Below are 17,167 nucleotides of genomic sequence, written 5' to 3'. Positions count from 1 at the left end.
TTCTCCGTACTTATTTTAGGTTAAGTGTTGTTGTTACCTATTTGGGTCAATCCACGACCCGTACGCTCAGGGTATTGGCCATTCGGTTTCCCACCCCGGCGCTCTGATTCAACTGAATCACCCCACGGCTACCGGTGAATGCCTGGTCACTGGTAGTGACCTGGCGATAGCCGGGTGCAGAGTCAGTTGGATCGGAGTTGTAGAGCAGCGTCACGTTCTGTTGCATGAGGACGCTGTCGTCGATACTTTGCGGCTGCTTACTGGTGCTTATGCGCAGCGCATTGGCTTGCTGGTTGCTGGCGCCCGCGCTCTGGTTGACGCCCAATGCGCCATTGCCATGGCTGAAGGAGTTGCCTTGAATGCTTGAGCTGGCATCGATCCTGGGATCGACAATGGTGCGCAACCGTTGGCGAATATCGGTGGTCGCGCTGGCGTCACGGCCAATGGCGAAGGCTCGGGCGTTGGCCTGTTGCTGCAGGTCGCCGGCCGCCTGGTTGACCCCGACGTTGCCCTGGTACTGTGCACCCGAATTGTCGATGGTGGCGTTATCAATGACGGGGGATTGGGCGAAGGTCGATGCACTGCAAAACATGGCGATCATCAGCAGCGTACGATTCATCTTAACGGTCTCCCGTTATGATTCTGAGGGCACCCATGCCCTGCTGGACGCTTGAATTGACCATGTTGGCAATGCCGCTGCCGGAATTGCCCGACCGCCCGGCGGGGAGGTTGGAAAGCTGGTTCTGGGTGCTGATGTTGCCGCCCAGGTTGTTGGTGTTTTGCGTGACCAGGCGGGAGATGCCTGCACCGCTGGCGACGCCGGCAAAGTCACCGTCGCTCAACTCGTTGGTTTGAGCGAGGACCTGTTTTGACGGGTTGGCATTGACAGTGGTGGGGTTCGGATCGGGAACGAGCGGCGGAATCGTTGCGTTGCGCACCTGGACATCGCGTTTGATGATGATGATGCCGTTGTCCGCTTGTACAGGCAGGCAAGCCATTGAACTCAGAGCGCATCCGACCAGCAGGAGACTATGGATGTTGTTATGAAATTTCCCCACGGCGGCAATTCCTTCTGTAAGTGGAACGCTGGCCCTTATCAGCGTTGCGAAGGAAGAGAGCAGAAGGTGTGCCGGTTTTGGTTTTTCGTTTGATAACAGTGGCTTGGCTTTAACTCTTGAGGTGGTGAAAAACACTTTGTAACACCGCTGAGACAGAACCACGCAAAAGTGCCGTCCTTGCTGGCGGCATTGCTCGCTGAGGTCGTTTTAGGCAGCTTGTATCAGTGGCTTAACATTTTCTTGCGAAAATGCTCAAACCGCTTTAGCTCGCGGGTTTGCATCGGGGAGAGTGTTTCAGAAATGGACATTTTCGGCAGGGCGGGGCCGTCCCGTCAGACGTTGAGCAAGCGCGCTACAGCCTCGAATGCCGCGTCCTTGCGCTGTTTCCAGTCACCTTGCACCACCTCGTAAGGCTGGCGATTCAAGTCAAGCCAATGGCGGCTGGCCTGGAAAAACGCCTGGCGTTCTGCCAACTGCGGTTGGCAACGCTGCCCGTCGTCGTGCCAGGCCACGGTTTCCGGGCTCAGCAACAGATGCAGGTCGTAATGCCGGTCCCGCAATGCCTGCTCGATCCACACCGGGCATGCGCCAAACAAGGTGCGACTCCACAGGATATTGCTCAAAAGGTGTGTATCGAGAATCAACAGGGACGGCTGTTCGGCCCGTGCCTGATCTTCCCAAGACAGCTGGCCAAGTGCTATTGGCGTGATGTCATCGTAGCAGGTTACGCGCGCTTGCTTTTCGATGAAATGCCGAACGTACTCGCCGACCAATATGCCGCCGAAATTGGCGTGAATCTCGTTCGACAGCCAGCTTTTGCCGCTTGATTCCGGTCCTGCCAGCACCAGCACCTTCATGGGCACAGCAGCGGATCGCTGCGCCATGTGCGCCAGCCTTGAATGGCCAGCAGGGTGAACAGGCCATACAGGGCGGCTGTCAGGTACATCCCCTTATAAAGGAACAGGCCGACGAAAACACAGTCCAGGACAATCCACAGCGGCCAGCACTGCAGGCGTTTTTGCGCCATCCACCATTGTGCCACCAGGCTGAAAGCGGTGAGGACGGCATCAAGCCAGGGTTGTGCGGCATCGGTCCAGTGCGCCATGGCGGCGCCCAGCAACAGACTGCCGATCGCGCCCATGGCCAGTCCCGACGCCACCGCGGGTGCGTCCAGCCGGCTGACTTCGCGCCCCTGATGTGCCTGGCCTGCGCGAGTCCACTGCCACCAGCCGTAAACTTGCAGTGCGGCATAAACCACTTGCAGCAACATGTCCGAATACAGCTTGACCTCGAAAAAGATCCAGCTGTAGATCAGCACCATGACCAGGCCGATCGGCCAGCACCAGGGATTCTGTTTGACCGTTAACCAGACGGCAATGACGCCGAGCGTGGCGGCAAACAGTTCAAGCCCGGACATGCAGGTTCCTTGGGGAAATCGAAGAGGAGGCGGATTGTAACCGGATTATGGCAAACAGGCTTGTGGCAGCGGGTGCCATCGATGCTGACTACACGGCAGCGTAAAGCGGACTTGTCTGCTAGCATTTCGTCCCGCACGCAAAAACCTGAAATCAAACTGATTTTTCACGAAACGCGTAACGTTTTTTGCGTAGGCTTGTGCGCGCGGGACTCAACGACGCTGATTACAGTAAACGGCTACATATAAATTAATGGGCATGCGGCCACGCATAGCCTTTTGGGGGATTGATGGATCTTTGGACGGCCTTTCAGGCTTTGATTCTTGGCGTTGTAGAAGGGCTGACGGAGTTCTTGCCCATTTCCAGTACCGGGCACCAGATTATTGTCGCCGACTTGCTCGACTTCGGTGGCGAGCGGGCCATGGCGTTCAACATCATTATCCAGCTCGGCGCGATCCTGGCGGTGGTGTGGGAGTTTCGCCGCAAGATCTTCGACGTGGTCATAGGCTTGCCGACGCAGCCCAGTGCCCGGCGCTTTACCGCCAACCTGTTGATTGCTTTCCTGCCGGCGGTGGTCCTGGGGGTGATTTTCGCCGATCTGATTCATCACTACCTGTTCAATCCGATCACGGTGGCCACTGCATTGGTCGTGGGCGGGATCATCATGTTATGGGCCGAAAAGCGTCAGCACCAGGTGCATGCCGAAAGCGTCGATGACATCACCTGGAAAGACGCCCTTAAAGTCGGCCTGGCCCAGTGCCTGGCGATGATTCCGGGTACTTCGCGCTCCGGCTCGACGATCATCGGCGGTTTGTTGTTTGGCCTGTCGCGCAAGACCGCTACCGAGTTTTCCTTCTTCCTGGCCATGCCGACCATGGTGGGCGCAGCGGTGTACTCGGGCTACAAGTACCGAAATCTGTTCGAGCCGTCTGACTTCCCGGTGTTTGCGCTCGGCTTCGTCACTGCGTTCATTTTCGCGATGATTGCGGTCAGGGGCTTGCTCAAGTTCATCGCCAGCCACAGCTATGCGGCGTTTGCCTGGTACCGCATTGTGTTCGGCTTGCTGATCCTGGCGACCTGGCAGTTCGGTTGGGTCGACTGGACCGCGGCCAAGCCATGAACGAAACCCGCGCGCGTAACAACGCCGGACGCCAATCCGGGTCAGACATTCGCCATCTGCGCCTAAAACTATTGGTGTTCGTGTTGTTGTGCGCGCTGCCGCTGTTCGGTTCGATGTCGTTGTGGCTGCAGGGGGGGTCGCTGATTCCCCTGGCGGCATACGGCATGGTCAGCGTGCTGGCGTTCCTGCTGTACTGGAGCGACAAGCGCCAGGCGCGCGCCGATCAAAGGCGTACCCCGGAAAATGTCCTGCATGCGCTGGAGTTCGCTGGCGGCTGGCCGGGCGCCTTGCTCGCCCAGCAAGTGTTTCGGCACAAGACGCGCAAGCTGTCCTTTCAACTGGTGTTCTGGATCATCGTGCTGCTGCACCAGGTGTTCTGGATCGACCGGTTGTTCCTCGCAGCGCAGGTGTTCGCCCTGTTCTGATCAGGGCAACAGTCCGACCTGGGTGCGCTTGGGCAACCTACTGACGACAAGCTGGTGGGAGCGCCGCAGCAGGCCTTGCAGTTCCTCGGCGCCGAGCGGGTAGGGCGTGGCCATGATGATCCACTGGGCCCGCGCCAGATAAGGCGCCGGGTGAATGCCCGGACGGTCGCAGTGACCGAGAAACAGGTCCTTGTCCACCTTGAACGCCAGGGAGTCGCCGCGCAGGTTCTGCAGGGCGAACATCTTGTTGCCGGCAATCGAGAACACCCGCACGCCACCCCATTTGTAGTCTTCCCGGGCACCCGGTAATTGCAGGCAAAAAGCCGCCACGTCGGCTTCGTTCATGCGTCCTGCCTTCATATCAAACGATCCCCACAGGCATTGAATGTTTCAATCAGATGGTCGAGCCAGGCACGTACGGCCGGCATCACGCCCCGTCGATGAGGGTAGACCGCCTGCAACCAGCCCCCGGGCAACGACCACTCGGGCAGTAACTGTACCAGTGAGCCGTTGGCCAGTTCCTGCTCGCAATACATCATAGGCAACGTGGTGAACCCCTGGCCGGCGAGGGTGCAGGTCTTGCGCACAATGAAGTCGTCGATGCCCAGTCGCGCTTCAAGGGCCAGTTCGTGTTTTTTGCCCTGACGATCGACCAGGCCAATGTGCACCAGGCGATCGGGTTCGAGGGCGCCGAGCACCGGCAGGTTTTTCAGGTCATCGGGGTGTTTGATGTCCAGTCCCTGGAGGAAGGCAGGGCTGGCGACCATCAGCATTTGTGCCTGGCGCAGACGGCGCGTCACCAGCAGCGGATCTTCATCACCCGGCTCGCGTACACGCAAGGCGACGTCCACGCCTTCGGTTACCAGGTCGACGCGACGATTGACCAGCATCACCTCCAGCTGTACCTGAGGATATTTCTCCAGGAAATTGCTGATCACCCCCGGAAGCATTTCATGGGCCAGGCCGACCGGGGAAGAAACCCGCAAACGCCCGCGGGGTTCACTGGACATGCTGGCCACGGCTTCGTCAGCCATTTCCGCTTCCAGTAGCATTGCCTGACAGTGGCGCAGATAACGCTCGCCGACGGCGGTGAGTTTCAGCTGGCGGGTGGTGCGTTGCAGGAGCCGCGCGCCCAGGCGCTCCTCAAGTTCGGCAATTCGCCGTGACAGTCGCGACTTTGGAATCCCCAGCAAACGCCCGGCGGCCGCGAAGCCACCGGCCTCCACGACTTTGGCGAAGTAATAAAGGTCGTTAAGGTCTTGCATGGCGCTTTCTCGATCGTTCTATCAGTGGGACAAACTATCGCATTGTTGCAGTCTAATCAGCTATTGGTTTCGTCTGTAGGATTGTTTCCCATCAGATCGCCCTGGCGGCGATCCTCACCTGGAGATCCCACATGAAACTGCTGCATATCGATTCGAGCATTCTTGGTGACAACTCGGCTTCCCGTCAGCTGAGTGGCGAAGTTGTCAAAGCCTGGCAAGCCGCCGAGCCGTCCGCCGTGGTGACCTACCGCGACCTGGCTGCCGACGCCATCAGCCATTTTTCGGCGGCCACGCTGGTTGCAGCGGGTACCACCGCTGAACTTCGCAACGCCGCCCAACAGCACGAAGCCGAGCTGAGCGCATCGACCTTGGCCGAGTTCCTGGCCGCCGACGCAGTTGTGATTGCCGCGCCGATGTACAACTTCACCATCCCGACCCAACTGAAAGCCTGGATCGACCGCATCGCCGTTGCCGGCCAGACCTTCCGCTACACCGAAGCCGGCCCTGAAGGCTTGTGCGGTGGCAAGAAAGTCGTGATCGTTTCGACGTCTGGTGGCCTGCACGCAGGGCAAGCAACCGGTGTTGCCCATGAAGACTACTTGAAGGTGCTGTTCGGTTTCATCGGCATCACCGACATCGAGTTCGTCCGCGCCCACGGCCTGGCTTATGGTGACGAAGTGCGTGGCAAAGCCATGAGCGATGCCCAGGCGCAAATCAGCGAGCAACTGTTCGCCGCCGCGTAAGGCTTGCGTAAAGACCCGCTAGCGCTACAGGCAATTCCCCAAAAACTCTGTATTCTGATCACGCAAGTGGCAGGTACGGAGTTTTTTGTTTCTGGCTGCTACAATGCTGTTGCAAATTGTGGCCCGAGTTATGCAGTCGAGGCTTAACGTCTCTGGTCCGGTAACAAGGTGGGGCATCCCATGGTGCGTCTTTGTGCAGCTTTACTGATCTGTCTGCTCGCCAGCCTGAATTCAGTGCACGCCGCGCCTGCGCCGCATCCGCACTGGAGCGTCGGGTTTCATGAAATGAGCTTCCTTGATCCGCTCGATCTGCAACCGATGCGTGCCATTGCCTTCTATCCTTCGAGCGCAAAGGAACACTCCAGCGTGCTTGAGGGTTACAACGTCGAAGCCGGCGAAGACACCAAGGTCGCCATCGGCCGCTTTCCGATGCTGATGTTGTCCCATGGCAACACCGGCACGCCGCTGGCCTTGCACGACCTGGCCACGTCGCTGGCCCGCAAGGGGTTTGTGGTGGTGGCGGTGATTCATCCGGGCGACAACTCCAAGGACCACAGCCGCCTCGGCACCTTGAGCAATTTGTACGGACGGCCGATCCAGATTTCCGAAGCCATTACCGCGACGCTGGGTGATCCCATGCTGGCACCCTTCGTCAATGCCGAGCAGGTCGGGGTCATTGGTTATTCGGCAGGCGGCGAGACGGCGTTGATACTGTCCGGCGCGACCCCGGACCTGGATCGCCTGCGTCGTTATTGCCAGGAACGCCCGGACGACCGCGATGCCTGCAACACCCAGGGTGAACTGATTGTCGACCGCGACGATTTGCAACCGGTGGCCGATCCACGGGTCCATGCACTGCTGCTGATGGCGCCACTGAGCCTGAAGTTCGGCCGTCATACCCTGGCCGATGTGCATGTTCCGGTACTGCTGTACAGCGGCGATGGCGACAAGCTGGTGGCCCCCGACAAAAATGCCGCAGCCCTGGCGCGCAAGCTGCCCGTCGCTCCCGACTTCAAACTGCTCGCCGGGGCCGGGCACTTCGTGTTCATGGCACCGTGCAATGACGAGCAAATCGTCATCATGCCAGCCCTGTGCACCGATGCCGAGGGAGTCGATCGCGCGGACATTCACCGTAGCCTGATTTCCGAGGCCGGGCGTTTCTTCTCTCGTACGTTGGGCAAGGCCACGCGGGCGGGGATGCAGACCGCCGATCAGTGATCAGGCGGTCGCACGGTGTTTGAGCAATAAGGTCAAGCCCAGTGCACACACCGACAACAACGCTGCGCTGAAGAAGATCCACGCGTACCCCAGGTTCAACGCCACCGCGCCCATCAGCGGACCGGCAATCGCCAGCGCCAGGTCGAAAAACACCGCATAAGCGCTCAGGCCCGCGCCGCGACTGGAGTTGGGCACCTGCTTGATCGCCTCGACACCCAGCGCCGGATACACCAGCGACAGGCCGAAACCGGTCAGGCCGGCACCGATCAAGGCATAGCCGGTCGACGGCGCCAGCCACAACAGCACCAGGCCGACGGTTTCAATGGACATGCAGGCAACGGCCGACGTGAAGCCGCCAAAACGGCTGATGCTGGAAATGAACAACAACCGGGCCAGGATGAAGCACACGCCGAACACCGTCAGGCAATACGCCGCGCCGCTCCAGCCGCGATTGACGTAATACAGAGTGATGAAGGTGGTGAGGGTGCCGTAGCCGATCGAGGCCAGGCTCAGGCTGGCGCCGAATGGAGCGATCCGCCCGAACACCGCCCAAAACGGCAGCCGTTCACCGCGCACCACCGGCACCGACGGCTTGTTGCGAATCAGCAGCAATGCCAACAAGGCCAGCGCCGAGAGGGCAATACCCAGGCTGGCAAACCCCAGCTGACCGACCATCACCACCCCCAGTGGCGCTCCGATGGCAATCGCGCCATACGAGGCGATGCCGTTCCACGAGATCGAGCGCGCGGTGTGCTCGGCGCCGACCTGGCCCATGCACCAACTGATGGTGCCGACCCCGATCAGCCCTTGGGCGATGCCCAGCAACAAGCGTCCGGCGATCAGGATCGACAGGCTGATCAATGGAAAGCCTTGCAGCAAGGTCGACAACAAGGTCAGCCCGCCACTCAACACGATCCCCGACAGCCCATAAATGATCGCGCGCTTGGTGCCGACATTGTCCGACATGCGCCCGGCCATGGGGCGGCTGAGCAGGGTGGCCAGGTATTGCGAGCCAATGGTCAGCCCGGCGACTACGGCGCTGAACCCGAGCTGTTCATGGACATACCCCGGCAACACCGCAATCGGCAGGCCGATGCAGATGAAGGCGATGAACGTATAGAAAACGATGGAAACGATCTGCAGGGTGATCGCCATGGAGCTTTGCGGTGGCTGTTCTTGCGCAGACATGAGGGCTCGTTCGCGGGCGGCGGTGGGAGAGCTTCATGATGGCGTGGCCGTGGGATAAAAGAAAGCAGGCTAACTAATTATCGCGGTTCTTGAAGGCCTCTTCGCGAGCAAGCGCGCTCCCACAGGGGGAATGCATTCCAAATGTGGGAGCGGGCTTGCTCGCGAAGGACTCGGCACCTGAACAAATACTGACCGTGAATGCAAAAAGCCCCGTCACATGGACAGGGCTTTTGACTTGCAGCTTAAAGCAGTTTTTAGAACACCACACCCTGGCTACGCAGGTAATCATCATAGGTACCGCTGAAGTCGGTCACGCCGTTCGGGCTCAACTCGATGATGCGGGTGGCCAGGGACGACACGAACTCACGGTCGTGGCTGACGAAGATCAGCGTGCCCGGATAGTTTTCCAGCGCCAGGTTCAGCGCTTCGATGGATTCCATGTCCAGGTGGTTGGTCGGTTCGTCCATCACCAGTACGTTCGGCTTTTGCAGGATCAGCTTGCCGAACAGCATGCGGCCTTGCTCACCACCGGAGATGACCTTGACCGACTTGAGGATCTCGTCGTTGGAGAACAGCATGCGACCCAAAGTGCCGCGAATCATCTGCTCGCCCTGGGTCCACTGACCCATCCAGTCGAACAGAGTCACGTCGTCTTCGAAGTCGTGCGCATGATCCTGAGCGTAGTAGCCCAACTCAGCGGCGTCGGTCCACTTGACGCTACCGGCATCCGGGGTCAGCTCGTTGACCAGGGTGCGCAGCAGGGTGGTCTTGCCGATACCGTTCGGGCCGATGATCGCCACGCGTTCGCCGGCTTCAACCTGGAAGCTGAAGTCCTTGAACAGTGTCTTGCCGTCGAAGCCTTTGGCCATGCGCTCGACGATGACCGCCTGGCGGTGCAGCTTCTTGTTTTGCTCGAAACGGATGAACGGGCTCACGCGGCTCGAAGGCTTGACCTCGGCCAGCTGGATTTTGTCGATCGCCTTGGCACGGGAAGTGGCCTGCTTGGCTTTCGAGGCGTTGGCCGAGAAGCGGCTGACGAACGATTGCAGTTCCGAAATCTGGGCTTTTTTCTTGGCATTGTCCGACAGCAGTTGCTCGCGGGACTGGGTCGCCACGGTCATGTACTCGTCGTAGTTGCCCGGGAACAGGCGCAACTCGCCGTAATCCAGGTCAGCCATGTGGGTGCACACGCTGTTCAGGAAGTGACGGTCGTGAGAGATGATGATCATCAAGCTGGAACGCTGGGTCAGAACGTTTTCCAGCCAGCGGATGGTGTTGATATCCAGGTGGTTGGTCGGTTCGTCGAGCAACAGCACTTCCGGATCGGAGAACAGCGCCTGAGCCAGCAATACGCGCAGTTTCCAGCCTGGGGAAACTTCGCTCATCGGGCCGAAATGCTGCTCGATGCCGATACCCAGGCCCAGCAACAGTTCGCCAGCACGGGACTCCGCGGTGTAACCGTCCATTTCGGCGAATTCGGTTTCCAACTCAGCCACGGCCATGCCGTCTTCTTCGGTCATTTCCGGTAGCGAGTAGATGCGATCGCGCTCGGCCTTGACCTTCCACAGCTCTTCGTGACCCATGATCACGGTGTCGATCACGGTGAATTCTTCGTAGGCGAACTGGTCCTGGCGCAACTTACCCAGGCGCACGTTCGGTTCCAGCATGACCTGGCCGCCAGAGGGGTCAAGGTCGCTACCGAGGATTTTCATGAAGGTCGACTTGCCGCAACCGTTGGCGCCGATCAGGCCGTAGCGGTTGCCCGCGCCGAATTTGACCGACACGTTTTCGAATAGCGGCTTGGCGCCGAACTGCATCGTGATGTTAGCTGTAGAAATCAAAGGTTTTTCCTGCGAAGCATTCAGAGTAGCTAGGGCTTGGCCCGAGTCGAAGTGCGCTGAGGCCGGGATTGCCGTCATCAACCAAGGGGGGCGCGTAAAGTTTGGCGGCGATTGTACTGGTCTGGCTCTTTAAACGATAGGGCAATAAGGCCGCACCGACGCATTGTCCGCATCAACGGACAGATTTTCACATTTGCACACTAACAATTGCTTACAGACGATGGCTAAAATGCCATCTTTCACTTGATGCCGAACTTCGGCGTCGGCTCAAGGACGGGTCACCGGGCCCGCTGTTTGGTTTTCAGACGCTGCACAAGCCTCGTAGGCCGTTGGCCGCCAGGGGCGCAGTTTGTTCACCTCTGACGTGTGACGATCTCCGTGAAACTCATCATTGCCGCTGTCTACCTCGTATCCATCGCCTATGTCCACCTGCGCGGTCGCGTACGCCACAAACTGGGGCGCCAACTGAGCGACCACTCGACATTCCTGGCGCCGATCAATTGCTTCCTTTATCTGTTCTCGAAGATCCCCAACAAGCCGTTTCTCAACCCGGCGGATTTTCCCGACCTGACGCCGCTGCAGACTCACTGGGAAGAAATTCGCGCCGAAGGCCAGAATCTGCTGAGGGCGGGGGAGATCAAGCGCTCCAACGACTACGACGACGTTGGCTTTAATTCCTTCTTCAAGACCGGCTGGAAGCGCTTCTACCTCAAGTGGTACGGTGACAGCCACCCGTCGGCCATGAAACTCTGCCCGCGCACCACTGAACTGGTGCAGAGCATCGGCTCGATCAAGGCAGCGATGTTCGCCGAGTTGCCGCCGGGCTCGAAACTGGTTCGCCATCGCGATCCGTATGCCGGCTCCTACCGTTACCACCTGGGCCTGGAAACGCCCAATGATGCCGGTTGCTACATCAATGTCGATGGCGAGAACTATCACTGGCGCGATGGTGAAGCGGTGATGTTCGACGAGACCTTCATTCATTACGCGGAAAACACCACCCAGCAAAACCGCATCATTCTGTTCTGCGATGTCGAGCGCCCGCTGAAATACCGCTGGGCCGCCGCATTCAATGGCTGGTTCAGCCGCAACGTGATGTCGGCTGCCGGTGCGCCGAACGAGGAGGGCGACAAGACCGGTGGCATCAACCGGTTGTTCGGCAGAATCTACAAGGTTCGCCTGCACGGCAAGGCATTGAAGAAGCGCAATCGCAAGCTTTATTACCTGCAGAAGTGGGCGTTCTTCGGCGGGTTGCTGGCGATTTATGTTTTGATCTGAGGACGCCTTCGCTGGCAAGCCAGCTCCTGCAGAGATTGACGGTGCATACAAAACCTGTAGGAGCGGGCTTGCCAGCGATGAGGCCAGAACATCCAACCCATCACTTGCTGACCTTCTTCCTCGCAGCCGGCTTGGTCGTCGACTTGGGCTTGGCAGGCGCCTTGGCCGCGCCCTTGCCCCCCAGGCTGCGCTTGAGCAGCTCGGTCAAGTCGATCACATCCGCTGTCTTGCGCTCTTCTTCGCCCGTGGCCGTTTCAACGTCCTCGATCTTGCCTTCATGGGCCTTCTTGTCCACCAGGGCCATGATCTTGTCTTCGAATTCATCCCGGTAATCGTCCGGCGACCAATCGACGCTCATGTCCTGCACCAGGCGCTTGGCCATGTCCAGTTCGCCCTTGGCCAATTCGGCCTTGGTCACATCGGGCCCCAGTGCCAACTCGTCCAGGCTGCGAACTTCCGCCGGCCAGCGCAGTTTCACCAGGACCATGGCCGACTCCATCGGCATCAAGGCCGCCAGATACTGGCGGGTATGCAGCACCACGCGGGCCAGGGCGACTTTATGGGTCTTGGTCAGGGTTTCGCGCAACAGGGCATAGACCTTACCCCCGCGCTTATCCGGCGCCAGGTAATAGGGCGTGTCGATGTTCTGCAGCGGGATCTGCTCGCTGTCGACAAAGGCAAAAATATCGATGGTCTGGGTCGAGAGGGGGTGCGCCGAGCGAATCTCCTCTTCGCTGAGCACCACGTAGCGGCCCTTTTCGTATTGCACGCCCTTGACGATGTGCTCTTTGGTGACCTCTTTACCGGTCACCTTGTTGACGCGCTTGTAGCCCACCGGGTCCATGCTGCGGCTGTCGAGCCAGTCGAAATCCACCCCTTGGGAGGACGTCGCCGAGACCAGCGCCACAGGAATATGCACCAGCCCGAAACTGATCGCGCCTTTCCAGATTGCCCGTGCCATGGTCGTCTTCCCGAAAAGTGATGTTCAGGTGACCTTGGGCCTTGCGCAAAAGTTTCTTCGGCCTGCGGCCCGGTCCTGGCCGTGCATCAACTTCGTGTTACATCTTGTCGGCAAGGTTTGTGTTAACAAATCCGAACCCCAGGCGTAGCGTGCTATCGAAGACTGTATTCACGCACAGGTCGAGAGGCATCCCATGAATCGATACGTACCTGGCCTTATCGTGTTGGCATTGAGCGGCGTGCTCGGTCATGCGGCCCAGGCAGACGTTGCGTTGTACCTGGCGCAAAATCTTCCCGGCAGCACCAACAACAACCCCTACAACAGCCCGATCCACCGGGCCAATCCAAACAGCATGCAGGGCACGCAGCCCAGTGCCCCGACCATCCGGGGACCAAACACGGTGCCTGTGCCACGTCCGCCGACCCTGGACAACGGCGGCATTGGCAACCGCTATCCCCAAGGCTCTGCTCCCGCCAGTGCCCCGAAGTTCATCCCCAATCCGCCTCCCCGCAGCCCCTGAATCACAGGGCAGCCGCCTGTATCCCATGACAAAAGGAATCGTGCATGTTACGTAAAACCCTCCTGGCCACTGTCTGCGCCAGCACCTTGTTAGCCGTCAGTGCGCCTGTTCTGGCAGCGACTGCCCAGGACATGCAAAGCGAGCAGGGCTCCCTTGAGGTCATGCCGATCGCCGCGGGACTTGAGCATCCCTGGGCATTGGCCTTTCTGCCGGATCGCCAGGGAATGCTGGTCACCGAGCGCCCGGGTAACCTGCGCGTGGTCAGCGCCGAGGGCAAACTGTCGGCGCCGCTCAACGGCGTGCCCAAGGTCTGGGCCAAGGCCCAGGGCGGCTTGCTGGATGTGGCGCTGTCCCCGGACTTCAAGCAGGACCGAATGATTTACCTGTCCTATGCCGAAGGCGGCGGTCAGGGTGACAAGGCCGGCACCGCGGTCGGTCGCGGACGGTTGTCCGAGGACCTGACCACGCTGAAGGATTTTCGGGTAATTTTCCGTCAGGAGCCCAAGCTCTCGGTCGGCAACCATTTTGGTTCGCGATTGGTGTTTGACCGGGACGGCTATCTGTTCGTTACCTTGGGGGAAAACAACGACCGGCCCACCGCCCAGGACCTCGACAAGTTGCAGGGCAAGGTCGTCAGGCTCTATCCGGACGGCAAGGTGCCCGAGGACAACCCCTTTGTCGGGCAGGCTGGCGTGCGCCCGGAAATATGGGCTTATGGCGTGCGTAACCCGCAAGGTGTGGCGCTCAATCCCTGGACCGGCACGCTCTGGGAAAACGAGCACGGTCCTCTGGGCGGTGACGAGGTCAACATCATCGAGCGCGGCAAGAATTACGGCTGGCCGCTGGCCACCCACGGCATCAACTATTCGGGTCAGCCAATCCCGGAAGCCAAGGGCAAGACCGCCGAAGGTACCGCTGGACCGCACCACGTGTGGGAAAAATCTCCCGGCCTGAGCGGCCTGGCCTTCTACGACGGCGACCGCTTCAAGGCCTGGCAGCACAACGCGTTCATTGGCGCGCTGGTCACCCGCGAGCTGATTCGCCTGCAATTCGACGGTGACAAGGTGGTTCACGAAGAGCGCTTGCTGGGCGAACTCGGCAAGCGCATCCGCGATGTGCGGCAGGGTCCGGATGGGTATTTGTACGTGCTGACCGATGAGGAGGATGGTGGGCTGTACAGGGTCGGATTGAAGTAAAGGCGTTGCTCCCGCATTTGACCGAGATCAAATGTGGGAGCGAGCCTGCCAGTGATGGCAATCTTGAAATCGAACCATTGACTTGCTCTCAGCGCCCGGCTACTTTCCGGACATGACTTTAACCGTATTGCGCTGCCAGCCAAGCATTATTACCGCCATTCCTCATTTGGCGGGCTAGCTCACGACTGCAGCACCCAACCCGCCCTTGAGGCGGGTTTTCATTATCTGTCTCCTGGGTTTTGAACAAATCGGGTTCGCAATATCGGTGTAGGAGCTGCCGCAGGCTGTGATTTTTGATCTTCAACAGCAAAAGATCGCAGCCTGCGGCAGCTCCTGCATCGGGCATGTGAATCCGGATATCAGGAGATCGTGATGAATTGCACTGCCAAACAACAAAGCCTGCTTGAACATTACGTCAAGAAAATCCTTGCCGCGCCGGTCTATGAACTGGCGGTGCGCACACCCTTGCAACCCGCCCCGGCGCTGTCCCTGGCCCTGGGCAATCACATCCTGCTCAAACGCGAAGACCTGCAACCGACCTTTTCCTTCAAGATCCGCGGTGCCTACAACAAGCTCATGCAATTGAGCCGTGAGCAACAAGCGCGGGGCGTGGTGACGGCTTCGGCAGGCAATCACGCCCAGGGCGTGGCGTTGGCGGCGCGTGAACTGGGGATCGAGGCGACCATCGTGATGCCTGCCACCACGCCTGAGTTGAAGGTGCTCGGGGTGAGCAGTCGTGGCGCGCAGGCGTTGTTGCACGGCGAGAGTTTCCCGTTTGCCCTGGCCCATGCGCTGGAGCTGGCGGAAAAAACCGGCAAGACCTTTGTGTCACCCTTCGACGACCCGGATGTGATTGCCGGGCAGGGCACCGTGGCCATGGAGATCCTGCGCCAGCACCAAGGCCCCCTGGATGCGATTTTTGTACCGGTGGGCGGTGGCGGTCTGATCGCCGGCATCGCGGCGTACATCAAGTACCTGCAGCCGCAAGTGCGCATCATCGGCGTCGAGTCGGAACATTCCGCTTGCTTGAAAGCGGCACTGGAGGCGGACCAGCGCGTCGTCCTGCCCCAGGTCGGCACCTTCGCCGATGGGGTGGCGGTTGCGCAGATCGGCGCCCATGGTTTCGAGCTGTGCCGCTTCTGTGTCGATGAGGTGCTGACTGTCAGCAACGATGAACTCTGCGCTGCAATCAAGAATATCTATGACGATACACGCTCGATCGCCGAACCTGCTGGTGCATTGGCGGTGGCAGGGATCAAGAAGTACGTGGCGCAAGGCAAGGCCCGTGGCCAGACCTTCATTGCCATCAAGTCAGGCGCCAACATCAATTTCGACAGTTTGCGCCATGTTGCCGAGCGCGCCGCGTTGTGCGATGCGCTGGCTTGACGCTCGTGAGGCCGGCAAGCAGATCTCAGGTCCGCTTGCGGGTTACTCCGCGACGGCTTTTTCGACCTTGCTCGACGCCGACCAGACTCGGTAGCGCACTTCAATGTCCTTGGGCACGTAGAGCACCATCGGCAACTTGCTGTTGTAGCGCAGCATGAAGCCGTCGCCCACCACCGGCACGAAATCCTGTTTGCTCTTGCCATCGGGGCAGGCCATCAGGGTGCTCATCGGACCGATGACTTTTTCCAGGCGGTAGAACGGATAGCCCCAGCCTTCGAGGTTCTTCTCTTCGAGAATGCCGCCCAGGCGTTGGCGATTGCAGTCGACGGCCAGGGTCTTGCCGGCCAGGATCTCGACCTGGAAGTCGTCTTCACGGGTTTGTGGGGCGAGGTGTATGACCTGGCGGGTGAAGCCGCTGTCCGGTTGCGGGAAGGGCGCGACTTCTTCGAGTTTTGCCCCGTGGACGATGCTCGACAGCGCGACGGCTATCAGCCCGACGGTGGTGCTGATGGTCGATGAACCCATGATGCCTCCTTGCGAATGTGAGGGGTGAGCGGATACTGGATCGGCTGGCCGCCATTCTCGACCGCGACCGCGGTCAATGCAAATCCTTCGCCCCAGCGTGCAAATTGCAGGGCCGGCAGACGCCTTTTTTGCAGTTTGCACGGTGGTTTTTACGAGACTTTGAAATAAGCCCTTGATTTACCGATGAGCTGCACAGCGAAATTCAAGGCATGTTTTATGCTGTAGCTGGTCTTAAGCTGACCGGGATTGCACATGAGTCAGCGTCGATAGTTAATTGGCAGTCTCACAACGGAGAGGGTCGCCATGTTTCTTTCTGCCCTGGAACTTCGCAATATCATTGAAAGCAGTTTTCTCCCAAAACGCTGTCAATGCACGCTGTCGCCGGACTTGTCCATGACTGTAAAAGTGTTTGCCGATGGTGAAACCGATCAACTCGATCTATTAAAAACCGGAATCGACGCCCAGCAACTCAATGGCTGTCGGGAAATCAACGAACTGATAGCCGTTCTGCGTTCCGATCTTCAGAACCACTACACGGAACCCGGGCATAGCCAGGGCATGCGAAAAGCACTTTAAGCGCTCGTTTCAAGTTTTGCCGACTCGCGCCGGGTCTGGAAAAACGCCAGGCCCAGCGCCAGTTCAACCCCGACAGCCAGCATTATGCCCGGACCGGCATGGCCATTGAGCCATTCGCCGAATCCTAGTATCGCCAGCCCCCAGCAACCCACCACGAAGCCAGTGGCCAACGCCTGGCGAGAAGCGCAGGGTGCCTGATTGCGCACCCGATAGAGGATTACGCTCAACGCTGCGAACAGCACCGCTATGCGTCGTGCAATAAGGCCAGCAGTCAGGGAGTATTCAAGATCCCAGGTGGCCAGCAGCCAGTCGGGCATCACGCCCCAGACCAGTGCCAGCAGCAAACATAGCCCGGCAGTTGATATCGACAGTGTACGAAACGACAACTGCATGGCGAATCCTTGCGGCAGTGAGGAAGCGCATGAGCATAGCGCCTGAAATTCCCCACGAGT

Annotated in this window: 20 protein-coding genes; 9 read left to right on the top strand and 11 right to left on the bottom strand. The window is 59.4% G+C overall.

Annotated features, from left to right (window positions below; all coding sequences use genetic code 11):
• Positions 1-46: 46 nt before the first annotated feature.
• The 4 genes from ACYP2Q_RS03850 to pnuC form a co-directional block, all read right to left on the bottom strand.
• Complete coding sequence (locus ACYP2Q_RS03850; RefSeq protein WP_459729269.1) at positions 47-619, bottom strand: adhesin; 573 nt, start codon at positions 617-619, stop codon at positions 47-49.
• 1 nt (position 620) lies between these two features.
• A complete protein-coding gene (locus ACYP2Q_RS03845; RefSeq protein ID WP_459729474.1) occupies positions 621-1,058 on the bottom strand; it encodes a hypothetical protein in 438 nt (145 codons plus the stop codon).
• A 332-nt stretch (positions 1,059-1,390) separates the two neighbouring features.
• Positions 1,391-1,915: an AAA family ATPase gene (locus ACYP2Q_RS03840; protein ID WP_459729473.1), complete on the bottom strand. Its 525-nt coding sequence runs from the start codon at positions 1,913-1,915 to the stop codon at positions 1,391-1,393.
• Positions 1,912-2,475, bottom strand: coding sequence for a nicotinamide riboside transporter PnuC (gene pnuC, locus ACYP2Q_RS03835; protein WP_459729268.1), 564 nt, complete (start codon positions 2,473-2,475; stop codon positions 1,912-1,914). Before pnuC ends, ACYP2Q_RS03840 begins: the two co-directional genes overlap by 4 nt.
• Positions 2,476-2,762: 287 nt before the next feature.
• Here pnuC and ACYP2Q_RS03830 point away from each other — a divergent pair, with 287 nt between their 5' ends.
• On the top strand, positions 2,763-3,593 hold the full coding sequence (locus ACYP2Q_RS03830) for an undecaprenyl-diphosphate phosphatase (RefSeq protein ID WP_459729267.1): 831 nt from the start codon (positions 2,763-2,765) through the stop codon (positions 3,591-3,593).
• Positions 3,590-4,018, top strand: a complete 429-nt coding sequence (locus ACYP2Q_RS03825) for a DUF1294 domain-containing protein (RefSeq protein ID WP_459729266.1) — start codon at positions 3,590-3,592, stop codon at positions 4,016-4,018. Before ACYP2Q_RS03830 ends, ACYP2Q_RS03825 begins: the two co-directional genes overlap by 4 nt.
• Here the strand turns inward: ACYP2Q_RS03825 and ACYP2Q_RS03820 are convergent, their stop codons facing one another.
• Together ACYP2Q_RS03820 and ACYP2Q_RS03815 are read right to left on the bottom strand one after the other, a co-directional pair.
• Entirely contained in the window at positions 4,019-4,378 is a 360-nt protein-coding gene (locus ACYP2Q_RS03820; RefSeq protein ID WP_459729265.1) for an MmcQ/YjbR family DNA-binding protein, read from the bottom strand. It lies immediately after the preceding gene.
• Positions 4,375-5,283: a LysR substrate-binding domain-containing protein gene (locus ACYP2Q_RS03815; RefSeq protein WP_459729264.1), complete on the bottom strand. Its 909-nt coding sequence runs from the start codon at positions 5,281-5,283 to the stop codon at positions 4,375-4,377. Before ACYP2Q_RS03815 ends, ACYP2Q_RS03820 begins: the two co-directional genes overlap by 4 nt.
• A gap of 131 nt (positions 5,284-5,414) precedes the next feature.
• On the opposite strand from ACYP2Q_RS03815, the gene ACYP2Q_RS03810 reads away from it, so the two are divergent.
• Positions 5,415-6,026, top strand: a complete 612-nt coding sequence (locus tag ACYP2Q_RS03810) for an FMN-dependent NADH-azoreductase (protein ID WP_459729263.1) — start codon at positions 5,415-5,417, stop codon at positions 6,024-6,026.
• Positions 6,027-6,206: 180 nt separating this feature from the next.
• Positions 6,207-7,244: an alpha/beta hydrolase family protein gene (locus ACYP2Q_RS03805; RefSeq protein ID WP_459729262.1), complete on the top strand. Its 1,038-nt coding sequence runs from the start codon at positions 6,207-6,209 to the stop codon at positions 7,242-7,244.
• Here the strand turns inward: ACYP2Q_RS03805 and ACYP2Q_RS03800 are convergent, their stop codons facing one another.
• Together ACYP2Q_RS03800 and ACYP2Q_RS03795 are read right to left on the bottom strand one after the other, a co-directional pair.
• A complete protein-coding gene (locus ACYP2Q_RS03800; protein WP_459729261.1) occupies positions 7,245-8,432 on the bottom strand; it encodes an MFS transporter in 1,188 nt (395 codons plus the stop codon).
• Positions 8,433-8,686: 254 nt separating this feature from the next.
• On the bottom strand, positions 8,687-10,273 hold the full coding sequence (locus ACYP2Q_RS03795; protein WP_077183320.1) for an ABC-F family ATPase: 1,587 nt from the start codon (positions 10,271-10,273) through the stop codon (positions 8,687-8,689).
• Between the two features lie 378 nt (positions 10,274-10,651).
• Here ACYP2Q_RS03795 and lpxO point away from each other — a divergent pair, with 378 nt between their 5' ends.
• Entirely contained in the window at positions 10,652-11,551 is a 900-nt protein-coding gene (gene lpxO, locus ACYP2Q_RS03790) for a lipid A hydroxylase LpxO (RefSeq protein ID WP_459729260.1), read from the top strand.
• A 100-nt stretch (positions 11,552-11,651) separates the two neighbouring features.
• Here the strand turns inward: lpxO and ku are convergent, their stop codons facing one another.
• A complete protein-coding gene (gene ku / locus ACYP2Q_RS03785) occupies positions 11,652-12,512 on the bottom strand; it encodes a non-homologous end joining protein Ku (RefSeq protein WP_459729259.1) in 861 nt (286 codons plus the stop codon).
• A 193-nt stretch (positions 12,513-12,705) separates the two neighbouring features.
• Here ku and ACYP2Q_RS03780 point away from each other — a divergent pair, with 193 nt between their 5' ends.
• From ACYP2Q_RS03780 to ilvA, 3 genes are all read left to right on the top strand, one after another.
• Positions 12,706-13,032 (top strand): hypothetical protein, encoded by a 327-nt coding sequence (locus ACYP2Q_RS03780; RefSeq protein ID WP_459729258.1) that lies wholly within the window; start codon positions 12,706-12,708, stop codon positions 13,030-13,032.
• A gap of 44 nt (positions 13,033-13,076) precedes the next feature.
• Entirely contained in the window at positions 13,077-14,228 is a 1,152-nt protein-coding gene (locus ACYP2Q_RS03775; RefSeq protein WP_459729257.1) for a PQQ-dependent sugar dehydrogenase, read from the top strand.
• A 372-nt stretch (positions 14,229-14,600) separates the two neighbouring features.
• Positions 14,601-15,614 (top strand): threonine ammonia-lyase, biosynthetic, encoded by a 1,014-nt coding sequence (gene ilvA / locus ACYP2Q_RS03770; RefSeq protein ID WP_459729256.1) that lies wholly within the window; start codon positions 14,601-14,603, stop codon positions 15,612-15,614.
• A 42-nt stretch (positions 15,615-15,656) separates the two neighbouring features.
• Here the strand turns inward: ilvA and eco are convergent, their stop codons facing one another.
• Positions 15,657-16,139, bottom strand: a complete 483-nt coding sequence (eco, locus tag ACYP2Q_RS03765; RefSeq protein ID WP_459729255.1) for a serine protease inhibitor ecotin — start codon at positions 16,137-16,139, stop codon at positions 15,657-15,659.
• A gap of 303 nt (positions 16,140-16,442) precedes the next feature.
• Here eco and ACYP2Q_RS03760 point away from each other — a divergent pair, with 303 nt between their 5' ends.
• Positions 16,443-16,715, top strand: coding sequence for a DUF1652 domain-containing protein (locus ACYP2Q_RS03760; protein ID WP_046819995.1), 273 nt, complete (start codon positions 16,443-16,445; stop codon positions 16,713-16,715).
• Here ACYP2Q_RS03760 and ACYP2Q_RS03755 read toward each other — a convergent pair.
• Positions 16,712-17,107 (bottom strand): hypothetical protein, encoded by a 396-nt coding sequence (locus ACYP2Q_RS03755; RefSeq protein WP_459729254.1) that lies wholly within the window; start codon positions 17,105-17,107, stop codon positions 16,712-16,714. The two genes, ACYP2Q_RS03760 and ACYP2Q_RS03755, sit on opposite strands and share 4 nt — an antisense overlap.
• Between the last annotated feature and the right edge of the window lie 60 nt (positions 17,108-17,167).

This window comes from Pseudomonas sp. MHK4, assembly GCF_054600775.1.
This window is presented reverse-complemented; position numbering and strand designations above follow the sequence as displayed.

What these genes read in the sequence shown, in the direction of transcription:
- ACYP2Q_RS03850 (WP_459729269.1), bottom strand. Translation starts at nt 619, where the DNA reads ATGAATCGTACGCTGCTGATGATCGCCATGTTTTGCAGTGCATCGACC.
- ACYP2Q_RS03840 (WP_459729473.1), bottom strand. Translation starts at nt 1,915, where the DNA reads ATGAAGGTGCTGGTGCTGGCAGGACCGGAATCAAGCGGCAAAAGCTGG.
- pnuC (WP_459729268.1), bottom strand. Translation starts at nt 2,475, where the DNA reads ATGTCCGGGCTTGAACTGTTTGCCGCCACGCTCGGCGTCATTGCCGTC.
- ACYP2Q_RS03830 (WP_459729267.1), top strand. Translation starts at nt 2,763, where the DNA reads ATGGATCTTTGGACGGCCTTTCAGGCTTTGATTCTTGGCGTTGTAGAA.
- ACYP2Q_RS03825 (WP_459729266.1), top strand. Translation starts at nt 3,590, where the DNA reads ATGAACGAAACCCGCGCGCGTAACAACGCCGGACGCCAATCCGGGTCA.
- ACYP2Q_RS03820 (WP_459729265.1), bottom strand. Translation starts at nt 4,378, where the DNA reads ATGAAGGCAGGACGCATGAACGAAGCCGACGTGGCGGCTTTTTGCCTG.
- ACYP2Q_RS03815 (WP_459729264.1), bottom strand. Translation starts at nt 5,283, where the DNA reads ATGCAAGACCTTAACGACCTTTATTACTTCGCCAAAGTCGTGGAGGCC.
- ACYP2Q_RS03810 (WP_459729263.1), top strand. Translation starts at nt 5,415, where the DNA reads ATGAAACTGCTGCATATCGATTCGAGCATTCTTGGTGACAACTCGGCT.
- ACYP2Q_RS03805 (WP_459729262.1), top strand. Translation starts at nt 6,207, where the DNA reads ATGGTGCGTCTTTGTGCAGCTTTACTGATCTGTCTGCTCGCCAGCCTG.
- ACYP2Q_RS03800 (WP_459729261.1), bottom strand. Translation starts at nt 8,432, where the DNA reads ATGTCTGCGCAAGAACAGCCACCGCAAAGCTCCATGGCGATCACCCTG.
- ku (WP_459729259.1), bottom strand. Translation starts at nt 12,512, where the DNA reads ATGGCACGGGCAATCTGGAAAGGCGCGATCAGTTTCGGGCTGGTGCAT.
- ACYP2Q_RS03780 (WP_459729258.1), top strand. Translation starts at nt 12,706, where the DNA reads ATGAATCGATACGTACCTGGCCTTATCGTGTTGGCATTGAGCGGCGTG.
- ACYP2Q_RS03775 (WP_459729257.1), top strand. Translation starts at nt 13,077, where the DNA reads ATGTTACGTAAAACCCTCCTGGCCACTGTCTGCGCCAGCACCTTGTTA.
- ilvA (WP_459729256.1), top strand. Translation starts at nt 14,601, where the DNA reads ATGAATTGCACTGCCAAACAACAAAGCCTGCTTGAACATTACGTCAAG.
- eco (WP_459729255.1), bottom strand. Translation starts at nt 16,139, where the DNA reads ATGGGTTCATCGACCATCAGCACCACCGTCGGGCTGATAGCCGTCGCG.
- ACYP2Q_RS03760 (WP_046819995.1), top strand. Translation starts at nt 16,443, where the DNA reads ATGTTTCTTTCTGCCCTGGAACTTCGCAATATCATTGAAAGCAGTTTT.
- ACYP2Q_RS03755 (WP_459729254.1), bottom strand. Translation starts at nt 17,107, where the DNA reads ATGCAGTTGTCGTTTCGTACACTGTCGATATCAACTGCCGGGCTATGT.